General features: G+C 65.2%; 21 protein-coding genes. 4 read left to right on the forward strand and 17 right to left on the reverse strand.

Going from position 1 to position 21,242, the window contains the following annotated elements; all coding sequences use genetic code 11:
• Window positions 1-30 precede the first annotated feature (30 nt).
• A complete protein-coding gene (locus EN850_RS07325) occupies window positions 31-330 on the forward strand; it encodes a putative quinol monooxygenase (protein WP_127869887.1) in 300 nt (99 codons plus the stop codon).
• 34 nt (window positions 331-364) lie between these two features.
• On the opposite strand, the gene EN850_RS07330 is transcribed toward EN850_RS07325, so the two are convergent.
• Window positions 365-844: a MarR family transcriptional regulator gene (locus tag EN850_RS07330; RefSeq protein WP_136090915.1), complete on the reverse strand. Its 480-nt coding sequence runs from the start codon at window positions 842-844 to the stop codon at window positions 365-367.
• Window positions 845-906: 62 nt separating this feature from the next.
• Here EN850_RS07330 and EN850_RS07335 point away from each other — a divergent pair, with 62 nt between their 5' ends.
• From EN850_RS07335 to EN850_RS07345, 3 genes are all read left to right on the forward strand, one after another.
• Entirely contained in the window at window positions 907-1,635 is a 729-nt protein-coding gene (locus EN850_RS07335) for an NAD(P)-dependent oxidoreductase (protein WP_135929285.1), read from the forward strand.
• 24 nt (window positions 1,636-1,659) lie between these two features.
• Window positions 1,660-2,169, forward strand: a complete 510-nt coding sequence (locus tag EN850_RS07340; RefSeq protein WP_136090916.1) for a cupin domain-containing protein — start codon at window positions 1,660-1,662, stop codon at window positions 2,167-2,169.
• A 154-nt stretch (window positions 2,170-2,323) separates the two neighbouring features.
• Window positions 2,324-4,105 (forward strand): chloride channel protein, encoded by a 1,782-nt coding sequence (locus EN850_RS07345; protein WP_135865577.1) that lies wholly within the window; start codon window positions 2,324-2,326, stop codon window positions 4,103-4,105.
• 22 nt (window positions 4,106-4,127) lie between these two features.
• On the opposite strand, the gene EN850_RS07350 is transcribed toward EN850_RS07345, so the two are convergent.
• From EN850_RS07350 to fliF, 16 genes are all read right to left on the reverse strand, one after another.
• A complete protein-coding gene (locus tag EN850_RS07350; protein WP_136090917.1) occupies window positions 4,128-5,771 on the reverse strand; it encodes an MFS transporter in 1,644 nt (547 codons plus the stop codon).
• 161 nt (window positions 5,772-5,932) lie between these two features.
• On the reverse strand, window positions 5,933-7,801 hold the full coding sequence (asnB, locus tag EN850_RS07355) for an asparagine synthase (glutamine-hydrolyzing) (RefSeq protein ID WP_136090918.1): 1,869 nt from the start codon (window positions 7,799-7,801) through the stop codon (window positions 5,933-5,935).
• A 176-nt stretch (window positions 7,802-7,977) separates the two neighbouring features.
• The gene (gene fliQ / locus EN850_RS07360; protein ID WP_013893193.1) at window positions 7,978-8,244 is read right to left on the reverse strand and encodes a flagellar biosynthesis protein FliQ; all 267 of its coding nucleotides are present in this window, start codon (window positions 8,242-8,244) and stop codon (window positions 7,978-7,980) included.
• A 12-nt stretch (window positions 8,245-8,256) separates the two neighbouring features.
• Complete coding sequence (gene flgD, locus EN850_RS07365; RefSeq protein ID WP_127280391.1) at window positions 8,257-8,664, reverse strand: flagellar hook assembly protein FlgD; 408 nt, start codon at window positions 8,662-8,664, stop codon at window positions 8,257-8,259.
• Window positions 8,664-9,107, reverse strand: a complete 444-nt coding sequence (gene flbT, locus EN850_RS07370; protein ID WP_127869880.1) for a flagellar biosynthesis repressor FlbT — start codon at window positions 9,105-9,107, stop codon at window positions 8,664-8,666. Before flbT ends, flgD begins: the two co-directional genes overlap by 1 nt.
• A complete protein-coding gene (gene flaF, locus EN850_RS07375; RefSeq protein ID WP_127869879.1) occupies window positions 9,104-9,451 on the reverse strand; it encodes a flagellar biosynthesis regulator FlaF in 348 nt (115 codons plus the stop codon). Before flaF ends, flbT begins: the two co-directional genes overlap by 4 nt.
• A gap of 32 nt (window positions 9,452-9,483) precedes the next feature.
• The gene (locus EN850_RS07380) at window positions 9,484-10,527 is read right to left on the reverse strand and encodes a flagellar hook-associated family protein (protein ID WP_127280388.1); all 1,044 of its coding nucleotides are present in this window, start codon (window positions 10,525-10,527) and stop codon (window positions 9,484-9,486) included.
• Window positions 10,528-10,530: 3 nt separating this feature from the next.
• Window positions 10,531-11,985 carry a flagellar hook-associated protein FlgK gene (flgK, locus tag EN850_RS07385; RefSeq protein WP_127869878.1) on the reverse strand — a complete coding sequence of 485 codons (1,455 nt, stop codon included), beginning with the start codon at window positions 11,983-11,985 and terminating at the stop codon, window positions 10,531-10,533.
• 26 nt (window positions 11,986-12,011) lie between these two features.
• Complete coding sequence (locus tag EN850_RS07390) at window positions 12,012-13,271, reverse strand: flagellar hook protein FlgE (protein ID WP_127277938.1); 1,260 nt, start codon at window positions 13,269-13,271, stop codon at window positions 12,012-12,014.
• Window positions 13,272-13,350: 79 nt separating this feature from the next.
• The gene (locus EN850_RS07395) at window positions 13,351-14,019 is read right to left on the reverse strand and encodes a response regulator transcription factor (RefSeq protein ID WP_015315897.1); all 669 of its coding nucleotides are present in this window, start codon (window positions 14,017-14,019) and stop codon (window positions 13,351-13,353) included.
• Between the two features lie 223 nt (window positions 14,020-14,242).
• Window positions 14,243-14,830, reverse strand: a complete 588-nt coding sequence (locus tag EN850_RS07400; RefSeq protein ID WP_167531313.1) for a transglycosylase SLT domain-containing protein — start codon at window positions 14,828-14,830, stop codon at window positions 14,243-14,245.
• Window positions 14,760-16,037, reverse strand: a complete 1,278-nt coding sequence (locus EN850_RS07405) for a flagellar hook-length control protein FliK (RefSeq protein WP_246689159.1) — start codon at window positions 16,035-16,037, stop codon at window positions 14,760-14,762. The genes EN850_RS07400 and EN850_RS07405 overlap by 71 nt, the downstream gene beginning before the upstream one ends.
• A 98-nt stretch (window positions 16,038-16,135) precedes the next feature.
• Window positions 16,136-17,506, reverse strand: coding sequence for a chemotaxis protein MotC (locus EN850_RS07410; protein WP_136090920.1), 1,371 nt, complete (start codon window positions 17,504-17,506; stop codon window positions 16,136-16,138).
• Window positions 17,503-18,873 carry a MotB family protein gene (locus EN850_RS07415; RefSeq protein WP_136090921.1) on the reverse strand — a complete coding sequence of 457 codons (1,371 nt, stop codon included), beginning with the start codon at window positions 18,871-18,873 and terminating at the stop codon, window positions 17,503-17,505. The genes EN850_RS07410 and EN850_RS07415 overlap by 4 nt, the downstream gene beginning before the upstream one ends.
• Window positions 18,870-19,490, reverse strand: a complete 621-nt coding sequence (locus EN850_RS07420; protein WP_127277942.1) for a hypothetical protein — start codon at window positions 19,488-19,490, stop codon at window positions 18,870-18,872. Before EN850_RS07420 ends, EN850_RS07415 begins: the two co-directional genes overlap by 4 nt.
• Before the next feature lie 3 nt (window positions 19,491-19,493).
• Window positions 19,494-21,143, reverse strand: coding sequence for a flagellar basal-body MS-ring/collar protein FliF (gene fliF / locus EN850_RS07425; RefSeq protein ID WP_135865559.1), 1,650 nt, complete (start codon window positions 21,141-21,143; stop codon window positions 19,494-19,496).
• Window positions 21,144-21,242 lie beyond the last annotated feature (99 nt).

Consider the following 21,242-nt stretch of genomic DNA (forward strand, 5'->3'; position numbering starts at 1 on the left):
CCGGATCGACTCTCTCGCGAAGGACTATCCATGCTGCTGATCATCGGTACGATCCGCCTGCCGCCCGGCAGGCTCGACGAGGCAAGGCCGGTGATGGAGCGCATGGTCCGCGCCAGCCGCGCCGAGGACGGATGCCTTGAATATTCCTACGCGCAGGATGTGCTTGATCCCGGCTTGATCCGGGTCACCGAGGTATGGCGCGACCGGCCGGCACTCGATGCGCATTTCCGCTCGCCGCACATCGCCGACTGGCGCGCGAGCTGGCCGGGGCTCGGCATCGGCGAGCGCAATCTGGTGCTCTACGAGGCCGGCGAACCCATGCCGACCTGAACGGTCTGGCACCTCGCCAGCCGCCAGCAAGCAATCAGGTTTCGGCGGTATCGGCGGTGGCAACGCCGACCAGCCACCGCCTGACGGCTCGTTCCTCCGACGCCGACAGACCGGTGGCCAGTTCGGTCTCGATCGCATGCACACGGTCCCGGCATCGCCGCAGCAGCGCCTGTCCACTGGGGCTGAGCTCGATATGCTGGATGCGCCCATGTACGGCGTGGGGCTTGCGCAGCAGCGAGCCGGCGCGCTCCAGATTGGTGACGATGACGCTGAGCGTTTGCGGGGTGAGCAGCGCCAGCCGGGCAAGATCGGCGTTGGAGAGGCCGGGATAGGCCGCCAGCATGGTCAGCGTGACGAATTGCGGCTGCGTCACGCCGAGGTCGGCCAGCGCCCGGTCGACCCTCAGCCGATGCGCGCCGGCGGCCTGCCGCAGGAGATAGCCGAGATAGCCTTGCTCGCCGCGTTTGCCTTCGCCCGGAGCCGGAACCGAGGCATGTTGATCTGGCTTGCTCATGATGTAAGAGCTCTTATATGTTGTTCGAACCCTGAGATTATAGCAGAGCAAGGACGATGACGATGGCCTATCGGATTTTTCTCGCCGGCGCTTCGGGCGCCATCGGGCAGCGGCTGATCCCGCAACTCCTGGCCGCCGGCCATCAGGTGACGGGCACTACGCGCAATGCCGACAGAGCCGCCAAATTAGGGACCCTTGGCGTCGAGCCAGCGGTTGTGGACGTGTTCGATGCCGACGCACTGTCGCGGGCGATGCGTGCTGCCCGCCCCGACATCGTCGTCCACCAATTGACCGACCTGCCGGCAGGCCTGGACCCGAGCCGCATGGCCGAAGCTGTCGTGGGCAACGCCCGCATCCGCGAGGAGGGCACACGCAATCTGGTCGCCGCGGCCGTCGCATCCGGCGTCAGGCGCATGGTGGCGCAAAGCATCGCCTGGGCCTTCGCGCCAGGCTCCGAGCCGCATGCCGAGGCCGATCCGCTGGATAGCGGCGCGAGCGGCAATCGCGGAATCAGCGTCGGCGGGGTCATCGCGCTCGAAACGGCCGTGCTCAATGCACCATTCGCCGGCATCGTCCTGCGCTATGGCCAGCTCTACGGCCCCGGAACAGGAGCGGACACGCCCGCCGGCGCGTCGCCGCTGCATGTCGATGCGGCTGCCTATGCGGCGCTGCTTGCACTGGACAAGGGCGCGCCAGGCATCTTCAACATTGCCGAATCCAATGAGGCCGTCTCGACGCGAAAGGCGGCCGAGGAACTCGGCTGGCGCGCCGATTTCCGCTTGCCCGCCTGAACCAATCCGCTCGGAGACATCGACATGATCACCCATCAAGCTCGTTTGCGGACCGGCCAGTCCCTGATCGCCGTCAGTGCCGTCGCGGTTCTGTTCGCGCTGGCGGCCAAGTGGACCGGTCCGGGTTTGATGGCTGTCGAGCCGGTCGGCATGGAAACGCACATGAACATGGAAGGCGCTGCCGTGGGTAGCTCCGCCGCACGGCCCAAGACGGTCGTCACGCCTGTCTCCTGTGAAAGGCTACCCAACGTACCGGGCAAGTCGATCACCACGGTCGTCGTCGTATTTCCTCCAAATGCTTATACGCCCCGCCATCGGCATCCGGGCTCGGTCAGCGCCTTCGTGCTGAAGGGTACGCTGCGTTCACAACTGGCGGGCGGCCCCGTCGGCACCTATGCGCAGGGACAAACATGGTTCGAGCCGCCCGGGGCGATCCATCTCTTCGCCGAGAATGCCAGCACGACGGTGCCGGCCGAACTGCTGGCGACCTTCATTGCCGACGACGATTGCGGCCCGCTGACGATCCCGGATTGACCACCGCGCCGGTGGCTTTCCGATCCAGGGCTGGAAAGGCTGGCGGCATCGCGGCCATATTGGCGCCTTCGATGTCGGCATTGTGGTTGTCACGACGTGCCGCCCGGCGTATCAGGCGGGTCTTCCTTTGCCTTTGATATCGGCGAGCCGCCCCGTGCTTTCCAGAAACCAACCCCAAGTCTACGCCCGCCGGCTGCGCGCGGTGCTTCTGAGGTCAATCCCTCTGCTGGAGGCGCGCGGCATTGCCGTGGTCATCCTGGCGGGCGTTGTCGGCGTCATGGCAGGCATGCTGGTCACCGCGATGAGCCAGATCGTGCAGGATCTGCACGGGCTTCTGTTCGGTGTCCAGCCCGGCGGCCGGCTGTCCGGCATGTTCTCGCTTGCCGATCCGATGCAGGCACTGATCCCGGCGATCGGCGGCATCCTGCTCGGGATATCGGTGGTCTGGCTCAGGCTTCGGAAATTCCGCACGCCGGTCGACCCGATCGAGGCCAACGCGCTCTATGGCGGGCGCATGTCACTGACCGATACCTTCATCATCGTCGTCCAGACGATGATTTCCAGCGGCTTCGGCGCTTCGGTCGGCCTGGAGGCCGGCTATACGCAGGTCGGCTCCGGCGTCGCCTCGCGGCTGGCGCGCGCCTTCCGGTTGCGCCGCAACGATGTCCGCATCCTGGTCGGCTGCGGCGCCGCCGGCGCCATAGCCGCCGCCTTCGATGCGCCGCTGACCGGCGCCTTCTACGGTTTCGAACTGGTCATCGGCATCTACTCGGTCGCCAATGTCGCGCCGGTCATGACCGCGGCGATCTCCGCCTCGCTGACGGCGGAAGTGTTCGGCGGCGTGCCGTTTCCGCTCGAGCTCTCAGGGTTGCCGCAACTCACCGCCAGCCAATATGTGCCGTTCCTGCTGCTCGGCCTGCTTGGCGGGGCGGCCTCGATCGCCATCATGCAACTGGTCACGCTGATCGAACGCGGTTTCAACAGGCTGTCGGTCGATGCCTCGCTGCGCCCCGTCATCGGCGGTGTCCTGGTCGGGCTCCTGGGGCTGATCACGCCGCAGGTCCTGTCCAGCGGCCACGGCGCGCTGCATCGCGAGTTCGCCATGAATTACGGGCTGGCGGTGGTGGCGAGCGTCTTCGTGCTGAAACTGGCGGCGTCGGCCATCTCGCTTGGCTCGGGCTTTCGCGGCGGATTGTTCTTCGCCTCGCTGTTCCTCGGCGCGCTGCTCGGCAAGGCGTTTGCCGGTGTCATGGCGCTCGTCTCGCCGGCCACTGGCATCGACCCCTCCGTCGCCGCCGTCGTCGGCATGACGTCGCTTGCCGTCGGTGTCGTCGGCGGTCCGCTGACCATGACCTTTCTGGCGCTGGAATCGACACGCGACCTGACGCTCACCGGCGTGGTGCTGGCCGCCTCGATCATGGCGGCGATCCTGGTGCGCGAGACCTTCGGCTATTCGTTCTCCACCTGGCGCTTCCACCTGCGCGGCGAGACGATCCGCAGCGCCCACGATGTCGGCTGGATGCGCAGCCTGACCGTCGGCTCGATGATGCGCAAGGATATCAAGACCATCGATGCGTCGACGACGCTGGCCGCCTTCCGCAAGGAATTCCCGCTGGGGTCGGCCCAGCGCGTAATCGCCGTCGATCCGGGGGATGAGTATGTCGGCGTGCTGATCGTGGCCGAACTGCACAGCGATCCTTCCGGAGGCGAGGCGACCGTGCGCGATCTTGCCCAGTACAAGGATGCCGTGCTGGTGCCGAGCATGAACGTGCAGGCCGCCGCCGAGACCTTCCAGCGCGCCGGTGCCGAGGAACTGGCCGTGGTCGAGGATTTCGCCGACCACATCGTGCTCGGTCTGCTGACCGAGGGCCATTTGATGCGGCGCTATGCCGAGGAACTCGAAAAGGCGCGCCGGGACCTGTCGGGGGAGGGATAAGCCGCCCGCGTTCTCCGAGTCGTCAGTGCTCGATCGGTCCCTTGGCCGGCACCAGAGCCGTGCCGGCTGTCGTCGGGCGCTCGATGACGCGGCGCACGCGCGGCGGCTCGTCGCCCGAGTGCAGCGCCCGCAAGCGTTCGCCGACCATGGCATCGGCATGGGTGATGCGGCCGTTATGCCTGACATATTCGAGCCAGGTCGGCGTGTGGTAATGCTCGATCCAGATCGACGGATTTTCGAGATCGCGCGCCAGCGTCCAGTTGCGGGCGCCGTCACGGCGGCGGATGCGGCCGCGCTCGGCCATGGTGGCGAGGAATTCCGCCTCGTCCTCGCGCCGGATCACATATTCGATCATGATGGCGATCGGGCCGCTGCGCGGCTTGAGGTCGAGCGCGAGGTGCGGTTCCCTGAAACGGTTGAGCGGGTCGAGGTTGAGCACCTGCTGCTGCGGCAGCGGCAGTACGAGGCCGATGGCGCCGCCGGCCAGCATGGCGATGGCCGCGGCGATCAGCGCCGTCTCGGCACCATGCGCATCGGCAACGACACCCCAGATCCAGCTGCCCAGCGCGATGCCGCCGAAGGTGGCGGTCTGGTAGACAGACAGGACCCGGCCGACCACCCAGCGCGGTGTCGCCATCTGCACGGTGACGTTGAAATGGGACAGCGCGATCACCCAGCAGGCACCGCCGACCAGCAGGCCGAGCGAGGTCTGCCAGGCATGCTGGCTGATGGCGGCGTTGAAGGCGCAGGCAGCGAAGCCGGCGAAGGCACAGCGCACCATCGTCTCGCTGGAGAGCAACTGCCGCAGCCGCACGCTGATCAGCGCGCCGCCGACGGCACCGATGCCGAAGGCGCCCAGCATGATGCCGTAGGTCAGCGCGTCGCCCTTGACGACGTCGCGCGCCACCAGCGGCAGCAGCGCCAGCACCGCGCCGGCGCTGAAGCCAAAGGCCGCGCCCCTGACCAGCACCTTGCCGATGTTGGGCGACATGGCGACGTAACGCAGGCCGGCGCCCATGGCGGCCCCCAATGACTCGCGCGGCAAGGTCGAGACCGGTAGATCCGGTTTCCAGCGTGCCAGCACGACGATGAGGCCGATATAGCTCACCGCGTTCGCCGCGAAGGCGGCGGCCGCGCCGGCGGCCGCGACGATGATGCCGCCGATCGCCGGGCCGACGCTGCGGGTCAGGTTGAACCCCATGGAATTCAGCGCCACGGCGGCAGGCACCTTGTTGCGCGGAACGATGTCGCCGACGGAGGCCTGCCATGACGGGCTGTTGAGCGCCGTGCCGCTGTCGATCAGGAAGGTAAAGGCCAGCAGCGTCCACGGCGTGATCAGGTCCAGATAGGTGAACGCGGTCAGAAGCACCGAAACGACCAGCATGAAGGTCTGGGCGACCAGCATCACCTTGCGGCGGTCGAAGCTGTCGGCGATGGCGCCGGCGACAAGCGCGAACAGCATGATCGGCAAGGTGGTCGAGGCCTGGACCAGGGCGACCTGATAGGGCGAGGTGGCGATGGTGGTCATCATCCAGGCGGCGCCGACGCCCTGGATCAAGCCGCCGAAATTGGAGACGAGACTTGCGCCCCATACGGCGCGGAAGATGCCGTGCCGGAACGGCGCCAGCGCCGAGACGCTTTCGCTATCCGGCTTTTCGTCAATCATCGGTGGGTTCCTGCCACGGCGCGCTGATCCTTGCGGTGATCCGTTTCCCCGCATGATTTGCCGAAACTATGGCATTGCGGCGCAAAGCGCGAATGCCTTGCGGGGAAGATCATGGTCCAACAAGGGGATAGCGAAGGGCCACACGCCTCCAACCTGACGTTTCAGCGCGTCTCGGCGACGGCCGCGTGCAGTGCCTCGGTCAGGTGGCCGGTGGATTGGCCGCCGGCATGGAGACGAAGGAAAAGCTCCATTCCCACCAGCCGAAGCCTCGAGGCCTGATCGCGCCTGGCGAGGTCGATCAGGTCCGCGACCGAAGATGCCGGCCACTTCATCGCATCGCGCAGAAAGCCGCCATGCAACAGGGACTCGGTGCCGGCTGTGAAGTTCGCCGATACCTGGAAACCGTTCTTCCTGGCCCTCACGTTCTGAAGTGGAATGTGTTTTTCCGCGACTTTCTTCAAAAGCCATTTTCCTTGCTTCTGGCGGTATTTGTGTCGCCGAGGCAGATGGATCGCGAAGTCGATCAGCCGGTTCTCGAGGAACGGCACCCTGAGCTCAACCGAGGCCGCCATGCTGAGCCGGTCATGCCGGTTCAGCAGATCCTGCAGATGCGAATACATGTCGTGAAGGCAGCATCCGAGGAAGGCGCGGTCGCCAAGCGGCGTCACCGGCTCCAGCCGGTCGAAGATCTTCGCCTGAAGGAAATTCAATTCCGGCGAAAGCGCCCTGAGCACGATGTTGCGATCCCAGGCATGGCCACCCGCGATCGATGTGCGGAACGGGGCATGACGCTGGCGCTCGAATTTGCGGGTCAGGCTTCGCTTCGAAAGAAACAGCCGCCTCGGCCAGGACCAGGGCCGCCACAATTTCAGGCTGGCTTCCTGCCAGTCGTAGCCGCCAAAGAGTTCGTCGGCGCCTTCACCGGTCAGCAGCACCTTGATGCCATCGGCCCGGCACTGCTCGGCGAGCGCGAGCAGGCAGACATGGCTTGCATGCCAACCGTCGCTTTCCAGATGCCAGATGGTCTTCGGCCATAGGTCGAGGAACCGGTCCTTGTCGACCGGCACCCTGTTCAGCGGCACATGGGCTTGGCTGGCGGTGCGCTCGGCGTCATCGGCTTCGCTGTGGCCAATGCCGGGATCGACGACATAGGCCGTCATCTCCGGCCTGAACCGTTTGGCCAGCGTGGTGACGAGACCAGAATCGACACCGCCGCTGCAGGCCGCGGCCAGGCTGGTATCGGCGATGCAATGGAGCTCGACGCTGTCCTTGATCAGCGCTTCCAGCGTTGCCATGTGCTCGGCGTCGCTGGCCGTATCGCCAACGATGCGGGCGGGGTCGAGCGCATCGAGGACATGCCAGAAACAGCGCTTCTCAATGCCGGCATCGCTGATCTTCCACAGGCCTGCCGGCGGCAGCCGCTCTATGCCCTGGAACAGGCTGGAACAGGAGTCACGGCTCTGCCAGGCAAGGCGCAAGGTGATCTCGCGCGCATCCACGCTCCGTGCAACGCCATCGCAGGCCAGGATCGCCTTGTCCTCGGAGGCGAACAGGATTCGCTCGCCCGTCTCGGCCACCGACATCGGCTTGATGCCGAGACGATCGCGCGCGAGCCACAGGGCGCCGGCACGCGCGTCGAAATAGGCGATGGCGAACATGCCGTCGAACATCGGGATCGCCTTGTCCGGCCCCCAGTGATGCAGCGCTTCGAGAACCACCTCTGTATCCGAGACCGTCCGGAACCGCCTGCCCTCAGCCTCCAGCGCGTCCCGCAGCGAGCGATAATTGTAGACCTCGCCATTGTAGACCAGCACGCCCTTGCCACAGGCCGTGAGCATGGGCTCGCGCGCCTGCGCGGACAGATCGATGATCGACAGCCGCCGGTGACCGAGCGCCAGCCGGCCGTCGTTCCAGCTGGCATGGTCGTCGGGCCCGCGATGGGCCAGCGCCTGCATCATGCTGTTGACGTCGGCGATGTCGCCGCCGCTGATCGGATCGCGTTTGCGCCAGACGCCGGCTATGCCGCACATGGCGTGCCGGCCGGTCTGGGCTGGTCCGGGGTTCTGCGAGAAGCCATTGGGACAAAACGATCGCCTGGCCGGGAGTGGCCAACACGGCAATCTAGCCGGAACCGGGTCAACCGCAAGCGGGCCGCCGCTTTCAGGGCATTCCGAAGGGAAGCCGCACCGTCCCGGAAGGTTCCGGATCAGAAACCGTTCTGGATGCGCTCGAAGATGACATTGGTGAAAGCCGATATCTGGCCGCCGATGAAGGGACCCGTAAGCGCCACCACAAGCATGATGGCGACGATTTTGGGCACGAAGGTCAAGGTGATCTCCTGGACCTGCGTCAGTGCCTGGATCAGCGCGATGCCGATGCCGACCGCCATTGCGACCAGCACCACCGGCGCGGAGGCGGTCAGCACCGTCCACACCGCATACTGGACGATGTCGAGAGCGTCGGCCTCATTCATGTGGCGGTTGGCCTAGCTCGCCGGCTTGATCGATACGCCCGCGCCGACGGGGACCGTGGTGCCATCCTGCAGCACCGCGATCAGTCCGTTGCTGCCAAGCGTCACCGACGCCACCGTGCCCGTGGTCTTGCCATCGGCCGAGGTGATGTTGCGGCCTATGAGAGCGTCGGCCTGCGACAGCGCCGACGACTGCATGATCTGGTCGAGCTTGGTGTTGGTCTGCACTGACTGCTCGACCTGCGAGAAGGTGGCGAGCTGGGCGACGTACTGCGTCGAATCCATCGGCTTGGTCGGATCCTGGTTCTTCATCTCGGCGATCAGAAGTTTCAGGAACGAGTTGTAGTCGACAGCGGTCTTGGCGGTCTGCGTGGTGGTCTGGTTGGCGCCAACCGGTATCGAAGTCGTCATGTCCACGGTCATTAGTATCGTGCTCCCACGGCCAGCGGGCGCGCGGCGCCCGGAACGTCGTCATTGCCGCCAAGCGCGCGGCGTTCGAGAGGATAAAGCGAACGGATCGCCTTCAAGGCCTCGTAGATGTGATCCTCGCCGACCATGCGGTCGACCTGTTTCAGCGCGTTGCCGATCTCGGCGTCTTCGAAGCTTGCAATGAGCAGCGGCAGCGAGCGGCGGAACATCTCGCGCGCTTCATCGGCACCAGCGGGGTTCATCAGCATGACCTGCACGATGAAGTAGAGCTGCCGCAATGGCGTCGACGCCTCGTCGGCCTGGATCACGTGGCTCTCGAGCAGGAACTGCACGTCGTTCATCAGCTCGACGGTGACCTTGCGGTCGACGCGGATGACCGCGCCGTTGATGTAGATCTTCTCGTTGGGCTTCAGTGATATCTTCAGCGTGTTGGTCATTGAATGCCGTCGCGGATGATCTGGGATACTTCGATCAGCCCCTCGAAATTGTCGGTGCGGCCCTGGCGGATGTCCTCCGCCTCGCGCAGCAGCCACAGGCCGATGGAAATCAGGTTGGCGCGCAATTCCTTGGGGAGCGCATTGTCGCTGGAGCCGAGGTCTTCGACGAAGACAGTCCAGATACGGTTGGTGAAATTCAGTGCCTCCACGGCCTCCATCGAATCCCGGCCGGCCGCCGCCGCGGCCGACAGCATGTCGATCGAGCGGGTCAGCAGCTCGCGCTCGCGGTCCTTGGCGTCCGTGACGGAGGTGCTTTGGACGTCGGCGTAGGAGAATTGGTACATCGTTGGCTCTACCGTTCCGGTTCAGAGTGCTTTCAGGTCAGGTAATTCAACAGGCTGAGCTGCTGCAGGCGCGCCGTCAGAGCAAAGGACGTCTCGATATGCTGCGTCAGGTCGGCGACGCGGGTCGCGGCTTCCGCCGGATCGACTGCTTCGAGATCCAGAATGTGCCGTTCGAACAGGTCGATCTGCGTTTTCATACGGTCGCTGGCGTCGGACACGCGCTTCTGGACGATACCGGTCTGGGATTGGACCTGCGCGATGCCGCTCAGCGCCTCGCCGACCAGTTTCTGCGAGTGGTCGATGATGCTGTCCTTTGCCGCCTGGCTGATATTGGTGGACATCAGGCTGGAGACCATGGCCGCCGCCATGGCGAGCTTCCTGATGCCGTCGTTGTTGGCGCCGGTCGAGGTCTCGGTGGTTTCGTTGAGCGCGATGCGGCTGACGATCTGCTGGTCGGTGGCATTCGACATGTTGGTCTGCCAGCCCGCGCCGAGGAACTGCGGCGTGACATAGTTGGTGATGAAATCGTCCATCTGGGCCGCAGTGATGTTGGCCGCGAGCGGGTCAGCGGGCGTGAAGCCGAATTTGGCGACGAAGGAGGCGTCGAAGGCAGCCTTGGCGGGAGAGCCGGCGGCGGTGAAATCGTTGATCGGCTTGACGTCGGTGTTGGTGCCAGCGAACAGATATTCGCCGTTGACGCTCGTGTTGAGGATCGACGTAAGCTGCTGGATAGTTGTCTGGCCGGTCGATTGGGTCAGGCTGTCTGAGTTGTCGCCCGACGATGCGGTGGTCAGGCTGGACAGGAAAGTCTGCGCGACGTTGGAGAGCTGGCCGAGCGAGGTCTGGGTCGACGAGAGCCGGGCGGCCACCAGTCCGTTGGAATCGACAATGACGTTGAGCCGGTCGAGGTCGCGCGAAAAGGTAACGGACTGGGCGGTACGTCCACCAAGTGCCAGACCGACATCGGCGACCTTGCCGGTAGAGGACTCCTTCGTGGCTTTGACGAGATCGGCTTGCATGCGCATCTGCTGATAGCGCATGGCATTCGTAAGGGCAGCAGAGGAGACGAAGGTCATGGCTTATCCCACCGCGTTCAACAGCGCCGTCATCATGTCGTCGACGGTCTTCATCATCCGGGCGGATGCCTGATAGGTGTGCTCGAGATCGAGCATCAGCGACATTTCCTGATCGACATTGACGCCGGTTGCGTTGGACAAGGCATCGGCACTGCGCTGTGCCAGGGCTTCCTTGGCGTCGGCGGCGGTCGAAGCCTGCTGACGAATGCCCTGCAACCAGCCTATCGAATTGGCGGCGTAGTCGGCAACGCTGGAGGTTGCCGAAATCCCGGCCGAGGGATCGAACGTCATCGGCTTGTCGAGCTGGTCGCCATAGGCGACCAGAAGATTGGAGTATGAAGGCCCGCCAGTGGTGTTGGCGACGTAGGCGGCGCCGTTGGCGCCCCCATCGCGCAGCAATGTCGGGTTGCCGCCGGCGCTGGGGTCCATCGCGGCATTGATCTTGATCGTTCCAGCAAGGCCATCGACGAGCGTGCCTGCGGCTGGCACCGCCGGTGCGCCCGGCCAGGTGAACAGGCCGGCCGCGTTGGGCATCGACGGTGCGGTTTCGGCAAAGGCGGTGATCAGGCCGCGCGCGGTTTCGTCGAGCTGGCCCTGCATTGTCGAGGCGACGCCGTCACGCAATTGCAGCAGGCCGGCAATCGTGCCGCTGGCGGTGGTGTTGCCGCCGCTGCCCGCCGAGACCGGTACGTTGTCGATATAGACGGTGTTGCCGGCCGCACCCGCCGCATAGCCCGAGGAGGGGGCGAAGCTGACGGTGCGTGGGATCGTCTCGAACAATGTCGTGCCGTCACCGGTGGTGATGACCATGTCATTGTCGCCACGCGTGAAGGTCGATACCGGAATGTAATTGGCGATCTTCTTCAACAATGCGTCGCGTTGGTCGAGCGCATCGGAAACGTCGGTGCCGGAACGGGTTCCGGACATGACCGCCGTGTTGGCATCCTGGAACTGGTTGAGCAGCGAGTTGAGATCTTTGACGGCGGTATCGATCTGGCCGTCGGTTTGGGTACGAAAGTCCTGAATGGCCTTGGAGCCTTCATTCAGGGACCGCACGACCTGTTTGGCCGCGTCGATGACGCTCGCGCCAAGATTCTGGTTGGACGGCGAGGTCGCGTATAGTTGCAGCGCCTGCTGCAGGTTGCCGATCGCAGTCGAAGGTGAGGAGGCGTTGTCGACGCCATTCACTGAAACGTCGAGCTGATCCATGCCGCTGTAAAGCGCGCTCTGGCCGGCGTAGGCGGACAGGGCGCCGAGGTTCTGGCGAAACAGCAGGTCGTTGGCTGCACGCTGGACATCAACCGAACGTGCGCCGGGCGTCGTGCTGGTGACGAGCGCGATGCGGCGCGAATAGTTCGGATTGTCGGCGTCTGCCACATTGCGCGTGACGACGCTTGTCTGCCGCGAGGTGGCCAGAAGCGCCGATTGGGCGATGCTCAGTGCGGTGGAAAGCGACATGCTGGTCTTTCACGGGCGGAGCCCGGTTATCTCTTCAGGTTGACAAGGACGTCCATCAGATCGGAACCGGTCTGGAAGACTTTCGAATTGGCGGTGTAGCTGCGCTGGGCCGCGATCATGTCGGTCAATTCCTCGGCGATATCGACGTTGGAATTCTCGAGCGCGCCGGAGATGATCGAGCCGGCCTTGCCTTCATTGGCAAAGCCGACACGGACCGCGCCGGACTCAGTGCCTTGCGCGTAGACGTTGCCAGGCAGCGCCTTGAGCTGGTCGGGGCTCTGCACGTCGGCCAGCGGAATCTTGTAGAGCGGCTTGGAGGTGCCATCCTTGTACTGAGCGTAGATGGTGCCATCCTTGCTGATCTGGATCTTGTCGATGGTGCTCGGCGCATTGCCGTTGACCTGGGCATCGGAAACGGTGAATCCGGTCCCGAGCTGGGTCAGCTTCGACAAGTCGAGATTGAGGCTGGCGCCACCCGGCACGGTGAATGAAATGCCTGTGGGTGTGCCGGTCAGCTTGCCCGTCGTGGTATCGAAGGTCAGGTTGGCTGAGCCGAGCGCGCCGCCGACGGCGTAGGGAAAACCGGTTCCAGGCGTTGCCTTCGACTGATCGAAGACTGCTACCTCCCAGGTGCCGGTGCCGGTGTTGGTGAAATAGACGTCGAGCAGCTTCTTGTTGCCGAGATTGTCATAGGCGACCATCGACGTTTTCTGAGTGTACTGTGCGGTGGCGGCGTTGGCGCTGGGCAGGTTGGCGGCAGCGACCGGTGTCGCGCCCGCCGGCAGATTGCCACTGAAATTACCCTCGGTGCTCGGTGTCGCGGTCAGTCCCTGGTCGGAGATGACGACCGGCTCGAGACCTTCGAAGCCGTTCACTGTCGCCGCCGGCGTGCCATTGGCGTAGCTGTAGGCCATCAGCTGAAAGCCGGCGGCATTGACCAGCCGGCCCTGTGCGTCGGGCACGAAGGCGCCGGCGCGGGTCAGGAAAGGCGTGCCGCTGGGATCCTGGACGACGAAGAAGCCATCGCCGCTGACGGCAAGGTCGGAAACCGATGTCGTGTATTGAAGCACGCCCGGATCGCTGACCGCCTGGCGGATCGTCGTGGTGACGCCGCCGGAATTATAGGCGCCGCCTGTCGACGGCATGATCAGCGTCGAAAATTCAGCCGAGGACCGCTTGTAGCCGGTGGTGTCGGAGTTGGCGATGTTGTCGGCTGTCGTCGACAAGCGGTTTGCCTGTGCGTTCATGCCGGAAACGCCGGTCCGCATCATTCCGTAGAGGCTCATCGAGATGTCTCCGCAATATCCATGCCACTGGCTTCGAGGCTACGCGTCCTGTCTTGCGCGAGGCTGGCGCGGCGCCGCATCAGAACACGAGCCGGTAGCCGAGGAAGCGCTTGGAATCGATAGGGTCGGTGCCCAGCTTCTCGCGCAGTTTCTTGCGCAACTTGCTGATGTGGCTCTCCACCACGTTCTCCTCGACCTCTTCGTCGAAGATGCCGTAGATGGCGTTGAACACCTGGGTCTTGGTGACGCGGCGGCCGCGGTTGCTCGCCAGATATTCCAGGATACGGCGCTCGCGGCGCGGCAAGGGCAAAGGCTGGCCGTCGATCTCGGGATCGCGGCCGTCCATGAAGATGCGCATGGCGCCGATCTCGGTATAGGCGACGTCTTCGCTGGCGCGTCGGCGGATGGCGGTGATGCGGGCCAGGATTTCACGGATGTGCACCGGCTTGCGGATGACGTCGTCGACGCCGCTCTCGAACAACCGCAGCGTGTTTTCCAGCGAATGCTGCTCGCTGAGCGCAATGACCGGAGCCCCGGTGCGGTCGCGGATCTGGCGCGGCGAGATCGCGCCGTCACGGCAGTCGCCGATCAGGAACGCCCGGACCGAGCGCAGATCGGTGTCGGCGGCCGAGTTGACCCACTCGCCGAATTCGCCCGGTGCGAAACCGGCGCAGGCGATCCCCTCGCGGTCGAAAAGTGAATTGTAGCCCTCTGTCACGAGCTCTCGCTCGTCAACGATAACGATCATCGGCCCCGCCTCCGAATCAGCACATTTGCCCCGTGGGGAAAGGCGTATCCGCTGCCGGGAATCCTGAACAACCGTCATTTCTTATAACTAGTTTCTTGGGAGTCTGGAATCGGATCGGTTGCATTAGCGTACAGCCAGATATGCTTGCGGGTGCAAGTCTTGACCAAGTCGTGCCGAACCGCTCCGCAGTCGGGGATTGATGTATTAGAAGCAGAAAATGCGCTTACGGGTTGCAGAAGGTGCGCGCGTTCGTGGTCCATTTGCCAAAGCCGGTGGCAACCATGTTGGCGATCACCCTGCAGACATAGACCTTCTGCGCCGGGTCGTTGTCGGGACCGGCATGATAGCGGGCGACGGCCATCGACCAGGTCTCGTGGCGGGCATGGAGGCTGGCCAGGAAGCGCGCCGCGTAGTCGACGTTCTGGCGTGGGTCGAGCATGTCCTCGACGCTGCGGAAATGCGAGGCGTGGTAGTGATGGTTGATCTGCATGCAGCCGAGATCGATCAGCGTCTTGCCCTCGCGCTGGGCGTTGGCGAAGGCGGCAAGCGCTTCGGTTCGGCTTCTCGGAAAGACTGCTTTTCCTTCTATATTCAATGCGTTGGGCTGAAGACTGCCCTTGTTGCCGGTTTCCGTCAACCCGACGGCATAGAGGATGCCGGCGGGCACGCCATAGCGGTCGGCGGCACGCAGGATCTCGGGTTCGCAGGGATTGGTGGCGGCGCCGGCGCTGCTCGCGAGGCTAGATAAATATATCGCCGCCAGCGCGCTCGCGAGAAGGCGAAGCGACGCGGCCGTGTGTTTGCGCATCATCATGGCTACCCCTTGCGGAATGCTGACCCGACTGCTGGCCACCGGCCCCACTATTGCCGCCGCCGGAGTTTCCGGGCTGGAAGGATGATGGATCGCGGCCGGGTGCCGCGCTCACGGAGGCGGTTGTATCCGTCCGGATTGTGGAGGTGACTGCAATCGATGGTTGCAAGATGGTCACCTTGTCAACCTCGAAACCGAGCCCGCGCAGCGACTTGACGATCGCTTCGCTGTCGCTGGAAAGCCGGCGATAGGCATCGTGTGTTTCGGGCTTCAACTCAATCGACAGTTGTTCTCCGGAGAGCCGAAGATGGGCCGTGACCATGCCCAGTTCGGCCGGGTGAAGTTCGATCTTCAAGACATGTGTCGGAACGGCAACAGAGCCCGTCAGCTGAGCGGTCGCGGACGCCGTGGCGAGCGCCTGGTTCGGGCCGCCGTCGGCTGAAATGGCGCCGATCACGTTGAGGGCCGCCTGGCTCATCGGGGCCTGCGGCGGCGCGGGGAAGCTGCGCTCGGAAACGACGTCGATGCGTGCCGCCGCCGACTGCTGTTTTCCTGGTTCGGACCGCAATGAAGACTGAAGGTCGGCGATGGATTTCAGCTGCGGCGCCGCCTGCTTCGTCTCCACCCCCGGCACCTCCGCGGATGTCTCGGGCAGGGGGCCGGCCTCGATCATGCCGTCGTGTCTTGGCGCGCCGGCGGCATCGCGGACGAGCTGACCGTCGAGTTTGGTCAACGGCCCGTCTGCGAGCGATACCCGCTCAGGCTTGGAGATGGGGTCGAGACCGTCACTCGGGGCGGCGGATTTCTGCCGATAGCCCTTCGTGGGAAGCTGTCCAACGACAGCGGCGTCCTGTCCTGTTTCGCCCGCGCTCGAGTCGGCCGACTTGGCCGACGTCGAGAAATGGCGCAGGTCATGAAACGCCATCAGCAGCGGCAGATGCTCGTCGAGCGCGGTTGCACCCGGTTCGACGGCCGACGCGTCGGCATCGGCATCCTTGTCCATCCCGGTGTCCTTGCCATCCTTCATGGATTTCGCGGCAGATGATCCACTCGGCGTAGTCCTTGCCTTGCCGGCGGGCATCGGCTCATCCTCGCCAGTCTTCGCCGCAAGGTCTGCCGCAAGCCTGCTCCAGCGCGGATCGCGAGAGCCAGCCTCGGCCGGTGGCTGCTTTTCCGAATTGGCAGGGCTCGCGCCGCCGTGCACCATCTTGCCGAAACCGGTGTCGTCCTTCTTTCCAGGCGCGGCCGGCTGCTCGGCCGTGCGCGCGGCGGTAAATCCTGGCAGGGCCGGGCCGAGGCTGGGGGTCATTTCGGGGCGGCTCCAAGCATCTGGTCGATCAGGTCGAGCTGTCGACGGGTTTTTGTCATGGCGGCGTCGGTCGGGTCTGTCGTGTCGGCGCTGGCCGAGGTCGCCGGCGCCGATGCCGGCAGGGCGGTTGCCGCGTCGGTTGCCGGCGCGGATGCGTTCGGCGCAGCAGGCGCGGCGGCCAGGGATGGCGCCACGGCCGGCCGTTCGGAGACGGCGCCCTCGACGGGGGGCAATCCGGCGGCATCAGTGGTCGGCACCGCCGCAACCTCCGGTTCGGGTGCCGGCACCACTGGTGCGGGCGCCGGGTTTGCGGCCGCAAGTGAGGCAGGCGGCGCCACCACTTCGCCGGCGATGGCCTGGGCCGCGTCGAGCAAGGCGCGGTCGCCGTCCGACAATTTGCCGCGGTCGATCTTGCGCAGTTTGGCGCGCACGTCCTCGATGGTATCGGAGGTCACCGTGGACAGGCTGGAATAGAGCAGCGCGCGCGGATCGCCCTGATTGGTGTTGCCGTCGCGACCCTGTTCGGCCCGTGCCGAGGCGAAGGCCGACAAGTCGCTCATGCCGTCAATCGCGGCGCGGCGGGCGATGCGCAGATAGATCACTTTCTCGCGCTCGGGATCCATCATCGAGGTGATGTCGGCAAGCTTGTCCTGACTGATCGACATGTGCAGTGCGATGACGCCGGAGACGAAGGAGTCGGCGAACTGGCTGGCGTAAGGCGAATAGAGATAGCGCTCGACATATTGGGTCGAGGCAAGCGCGAACCGTGCCGCGTCGCCTTGCGTCACCGCAATGCCGACCGAGCGCCGCAAAGCCGCTTCCTCGACCAGAGTGCCGGGGCTGAGCAGCTTGGCCTCATCGAGCAGCATCAGCGCGGCGGCCGGCTGTTCCGTGGCGAGCAGTGACCCTTTGACCAAAGCGAGGAACGCGCCGAGATCGCTTGGCTGGGTCATCGGGTCGATCGGCCTCAAGGCTTCGATCGCCTCGCCGGGCCGGCCGTTCAGATAGCCGATCACGCCTTTGGCGATGGCAAGGTTCCGCGGATCGGAGGCGGCGCGCGATACGGCCGCCTCGACGGTCACCGGATTGCCGCCGCTCATGCCGTAGACCAGCAGCGCGCGAAAATTCTTGGGGTCCTTGAAATCCTCGGCATCCGCGGCGCGCAACCGGGCATCGGTCATCTCGAGCAATTTGGCCTGCATCGGCATCGCGGCATGATCGCCGGCCGCGATACGGTCCTGGACGAGCTGCAACGAGCGCACCAGCTGATAGGGCTGCAGCGTATCCTGGGCGAGGCCCGTGGACGGACACGCCGCGGCCAGCAGCAACAGGCCTGTCAGGCGGCTGGTCAGCGCCCCCCTCTTCATCCGCCGGTCGCCATCAGGATCTCGATGCGGCGGTTGGCCGCCGACATCGGGTCTGCCGGATCCTTGGGCTGGCGATCCGCGAAGCCGGCAACCTCGGTGATACGGCGTTCATCGACGCCACCACGCACGAGCATGTAATAGGCCGAATGCGCGCGCGCCGTCGACAGCCGCCAATTGTCGTAGCTGTCGCTGCGGAAAGGGCGCGCATCGGTGTGGCCGTTGATGCTGATGGTGCCCTTCTGGCTGTTGACGATGCGGCCGATCTTCTCCATCGCCAGCACCAGTTCACGGCTCGGCACCGCCGATCCGACCTCGAACATGCCGAAGTCGAGCTGATCGGTGATGGAGATGACGACACCCTTGTCAGTGGCTTCGACCGAGACACCGTCATGCAGCTTGTCGCCGGGCTTGAAGGCATCGGCAAGCTGCTGCTTGACGTCGGCGGCCGCTTTCACCGCGGCGGCGGTCGGAGCCTTGTCCGCCGCCTCGGGCTTTGCGGCCTCCTGCTGCGCGACGGCCTTGGGCGTATCCGCAGCCTTGCTGTCTCCAGCCTTGGCGTTGCCCGCCTTGGCATCCCCAGCTTTCACATCGCCGGCCTTGGCCGTTGCCGCGGCGGCATCCTTGCCATCCCCGGCCAAGGGCTCCAGCGGTGCGTCCTTGACCGGGGGTGCCGGCGGCACGGCCTTGACCTTGGCGATCTGTGTCTCGGCAGCCTTGTCGCCGGGCTTGAGCGGATCGCCCTCGACCCTGGGGCGCTGGGCACTCGCCTCGGCGCCAGGTGCGGCGACCTGCTGCGACCAGAAGTCAGGCTCGAAGGGATCGCGGTAGGACGCGCCGCCCGAGGCGCCCGTCGCCGGACCAGAATTCTGCGCGCCGCCGTCGCCTTTCTGGCTGACATTCTGCATGACGCCGGTCTCCGTGGCGATCTCCGAGAGCACCGCATAGGGGTCGGCGAAGAGATGCTCGTCGGACTGTTGCGACTGCTGCGGTTCCTGCTTGTCTTGCTTGCGGTTGGATGAGCCCGCGGCGCCGCTGCCGTCCTGCCCGGCCTTGGTTGTCGCTTCCTGCGGTTCGTCGGCCATCAGCCCGACCGAGCGCGGCCCATTGCCGAGATCCTGGAGGCCCTTGCGGCTCGACTCGCGATCGACCAGCTTGACGGGATTGAAGTAGCTGGCGACGGCCGCCTTGGTTTGTTCGTTGGCGGCATTGATCAGCCACATGACCAGGAAGAAGCACATCATCGCGGTCATGAAGTCGGCGAAGGCGATCTTCCAGACGCCGCCATGATGACCTTCGTCGTGGTCGTCATGCCCGCGCCGCACGATGATGATCTCGTGCCTGCCGTGATCGGCATCGGCGACGCTCATGACAGGACCTCGGAAAGGGTTGCCGACCATTCGGCCATGCGCGTCTCGAACACGGCCTCGTCGATGGTGACCGTCAGGTCGAAGCCGGGCGCCTCGATGAAGTCGAGATTTTCGGCGCGCGGCCCAAGCGATGCCTTCAGCGTTTCGAACAGCGAGAGTGGCCCGCGGACGGCGATGCGCACGGCTTCGCCATCGCGAACGGCTTCGCGGATCGCGCCGGCGAGCGCTTCAAGCGAGCGCTTGCGCAGATCGTCGCTGACAACGCCGCCGATGATGCGGGCGACCGTGGCGCCGACAAGATCCGTCACGCGCGCCTCCATGGCGTCGAGCCGCGACGAAACCGCCTTACCGACATCGCCACCGAAGCTGTCGAGAAACGCCCTCGCTTCCTCGGCATTTGCCTGGCGTTCCGCTTCCAGCGCTGCTTGATGGGTCGCGGCAAGCCGCTCGCCGAGCGCTGCCTCCGCCTGGGCAACCGCCTCGGCGATCAGCGTGCCGATATCGGCCGGCGGTGCCGCCGCCTCGGGCTTGTGCTCGGCGGCGGGCTGGGGCTGGCTGGCGCGTTGCGCGCGCGCGCCGAAGTCCGGAAGAAGATCGAAGAGGGCTGCGGAGGGCATGGTCTACGCCGCGACTTCCTGGGCCGCCCATTTGCGCAGGATCTGCGCGGTGCGTTCCTCGTTGATGTCGACCATGCGGGCAAGCCGCTCCTGCGGGGCCGGCCTAATCTTTTGGCGCAAATCGTCGAGCGGGGTGGCGCCGGCACGCGTGCCGGGCAAGGCGCCGACGGCGGCACCCGCATCGGCGGAAGCGGCTGCCTCCGGGGTCGGCAGAGAGCGTTGGACTTCATCGAAATTGGGGCCTGCTATGGCGGGCGTCGCCTTGGCCGTCAGCGCGGCCGCCATCGGCCGCAAGCCGAAGAAGGCGACCAGGAACACCACGACAATGAAGGCGCCGGCATTGATCAACGTGCCGGCATGCTGGCCGATGGAATCGAGCATTCCCCCCTGCGGGATCGCCTCGCCGTCCAGCCCGTCGATGAACTCGACCGCCGAGACGTCGATGACGTCGCCACGCTTGTCGTCGAAGCCGGTGGCGGAACTCACCATCTTCTGGATTTCGGCGACGCGCTTGGCGATCTGGTCGGGCGTCGCGTCCTTGCCCAGGATCGCCTTCAGCCGGTCCTGGTTGACGACGACTGCGATCGACATCTTGGTGACGCTGTAGCCATTGGAGACGGTGGCGATCTTCTTGGAGTTGATCTCGTAATTGGTGATTTCCTCCTTGCGGTCGTTCGCCGAGGAGGTCTGCGGACCCTCGGTGCTGGTCGCCTGGGTCTCGGGCAGGTTCTGCTCGACGCTGGCCGGGGTGGAGGCCTGTTTCTGATTGCTGTTCTCGTTGGCGCGCACCGACTGCACCGAGCGTTCGACGCGGGACTCCGGATCGAAGATCGTCTCTTCGGTCTGGCGGGTGTCGGTGTTGACGTCGGCCTTGACGCTGGCGCGGAAATTGTCAGGCCCGAGATAGGGCGTCAGCGCGCGGCGGATGTTGTCGCCGATCTGCGCCTCCACGGTCTGCTCGACGCCGAGTGTGCGGGCGGCGCTGGTGTTGGAGGGATCATCGCCCGCGGCCAGCAGATTGCCGTTGGAATCGAGCACCGTCACCTTGTCGGCCGACAGGCCAGGGACGGCGGCGGCGACGAGGTGGCGGATCGACATGGCGCTCTTCTCCGCGTCGATGCCGGAGTAGCGAATGACGACCGAGGCGGATGGCTGCTGTTCATCGCGGCGGAAATTGGCGCGCTCGGACATGACGATGTGGACGCGTGCCGCCTTGATGCCGGCGATGGACTGGATGGTGCGGGCGATCTCGCCTTCGAGCGCACGCACGCGGGTGATCTGCTGCATGAAGGAGGTGAGGCCCATCGCGCCGACATTGTCGAACAGCTCGTAGCCGGCATTGGCGCTGGTCGGCAGGCCCTTCTCGGCAAGCAGCATGCGGGCCTGCGCCGTGGTGCCGGCCGGCACCAGCACGGAGGTTCCGTCGGAGCCGACGTCGAAGCCGATGCCTGCCTCGCCCAGAACGAGGCCGATCTGGTTCACGTCGGAGCGGTCGAGCCCGACATAGAGCGTGTCATAGGCCGGGCGGTTGAGGTAGACCGAGGCAATGCCGATGACGCCCATCACCAGGACAGCGATGCCCGCCAGCATGGCGAGGCGCCTGACGCCAAAGCCGCGGAGATTCGAGATGATGCTCTGGATCTGTTGCGGCACGGTTGAGCGACTCCCAGCATGACTGTCCGCCGGAACACTAAGCCTCGAAGCTTGTGCGAAAATGAAATCGGGCCGCGCTTGCGGCGCGGCCCGTGAATT

It is taken from the genome of Mesorhizobium sp. M8A.F.Ca.ET.207.01.1.1 (assembly GCF_004794715.1).
Taxonomy (GTDB): domain Bacteria; phylum Pseudomonadota; class Alphaproteobacteria; order Rhizobiales; family Rhizobiaceae; genus Mesorhizobium.

Coding starts and splice junctions, on each gene's coding strand:
- EN850_RS07325 (WP_127869887.1), top strand. CDS start 31: ATGCTGCTGATCATCGGTACGATCCGCCTGCCGCCCGGCAGGCTCGAC.
- EN850_RS07330 (WP_136090915.1), bottom strand. CDS start 844: ATGAGCAAGCCAGATCAACATGCCTCGGTTCCGGCTCCGGGCGAAGGC.
- EN850_RS07335 (WP_135929285.1), top strand. CDS start 907: ATGGCCTATCGGATTTTTCTCGCCGGCGCTTCGGGCGCCATCGGGCAG.
- EN850_RS07340 (WP_136090916.1), top strand. CDS start 1,660: ATGATCACCCATCAAGCTCGTTTGCGGACCGGCCAGTCCCTGATCGCC.
- EN850_RS07350 (WP_136090917.1), bottom strand. CDS start 5,771: ATGATTGACGAAAAGCCGGATAGCGAAAGCGTCTCGGCGCTGGCGCCG.
- asnB (WP_136090918.1), bottom strand. CDS start 7,801: ATGTGCGGCATAGCCGGCGTCTGGCGCAAACGCGATCCGATCAGCGGC.
- fliQ (WP_013893193.1), bottom strand. CDS start 8,244: ATGAATGAGGCCGACGCTCTCGACATCGTCCAGTATGCGGTGTGGACG.
- flgD (WP_127280391.1), bottom strand. CDS start 8,664: ATGACCGTGGACATGACGACTTCGATACCGGTTGGCGCCAACCAGACC.
- flbT (WP_127869880.1), bottom strand. CDS start 9,107: ATGACCAACACGCTGAAGATATCACTGAAGCCCAACGAGAAGATCTAC.
- flaF (WP_127869879.1), bottom strand. CDS start 9,451: ATGTACCAATTCTCCTACGCCGACGTCCAAAGCACCTCCGTCACGGAC.
- EN850_RS07380 (WP_127280388.1), bottom strand. CDS start 10,527: ATGACCTTCGTCTCCTCTGCTGCCCTTACGAATGCCATGCGCTATCAG.
- flgK (WP_127869878.1), bottom strand. CDS start 11,985: ATGTCGCTTTCCACCGCACTGAGCATCGCCCAATCGGCGCTTCTGGCC.
- EN850_RS07390 (WP_127277938.1), bottom strand. CDS start 13,271: ATGAGCCTCTACGGAATGATGCGGACCGGCGTTTCCGGCATGAACGCA.
- EN850_RS07395 (WP_015315897.1), bottom strand. CDS start 14,019: ATGATCGTTATCGTTGACGAGCGAGAGCTCGTGACAGAGGGCTACAAT.
- EN850_RS07400 (WP_167531313.1), bottom strand. CDS start 14,830: ATGATGCGCAAACACACGGCCGCGTCGCTTCGCCTTCTCGCGAGCGCG.
- EN850_RS07405 (WP_246689159.1), bottom strand. CDS start 16,037: ATGGTGCACGGCGGCGCGAGCCCTGCCAATTCGGAAAAGCAGCCACCG.
- EN850_RS07410 (WP_136090920.1), bottom strand. CDS start 17,506: ATGAAGAGGGGGGCGCTGACCAGCCGCCTGACAGGCCTGTTGCTGCTG.
- EN850_RS07415 (WP_136090921.1), bottom strand. CDS start 18,873: ATGAGCGTCGCCGATGCCGATCACGGCAGGCACGAGATCATCATCGTG.
- EN850_RS07420 (WP_127277942.1), bottom strand. CDS start 19,490: ATGCCCTCCGCAGCCCTCTTCGATCTTCTTCCGGACTTCGGCGCGCGC.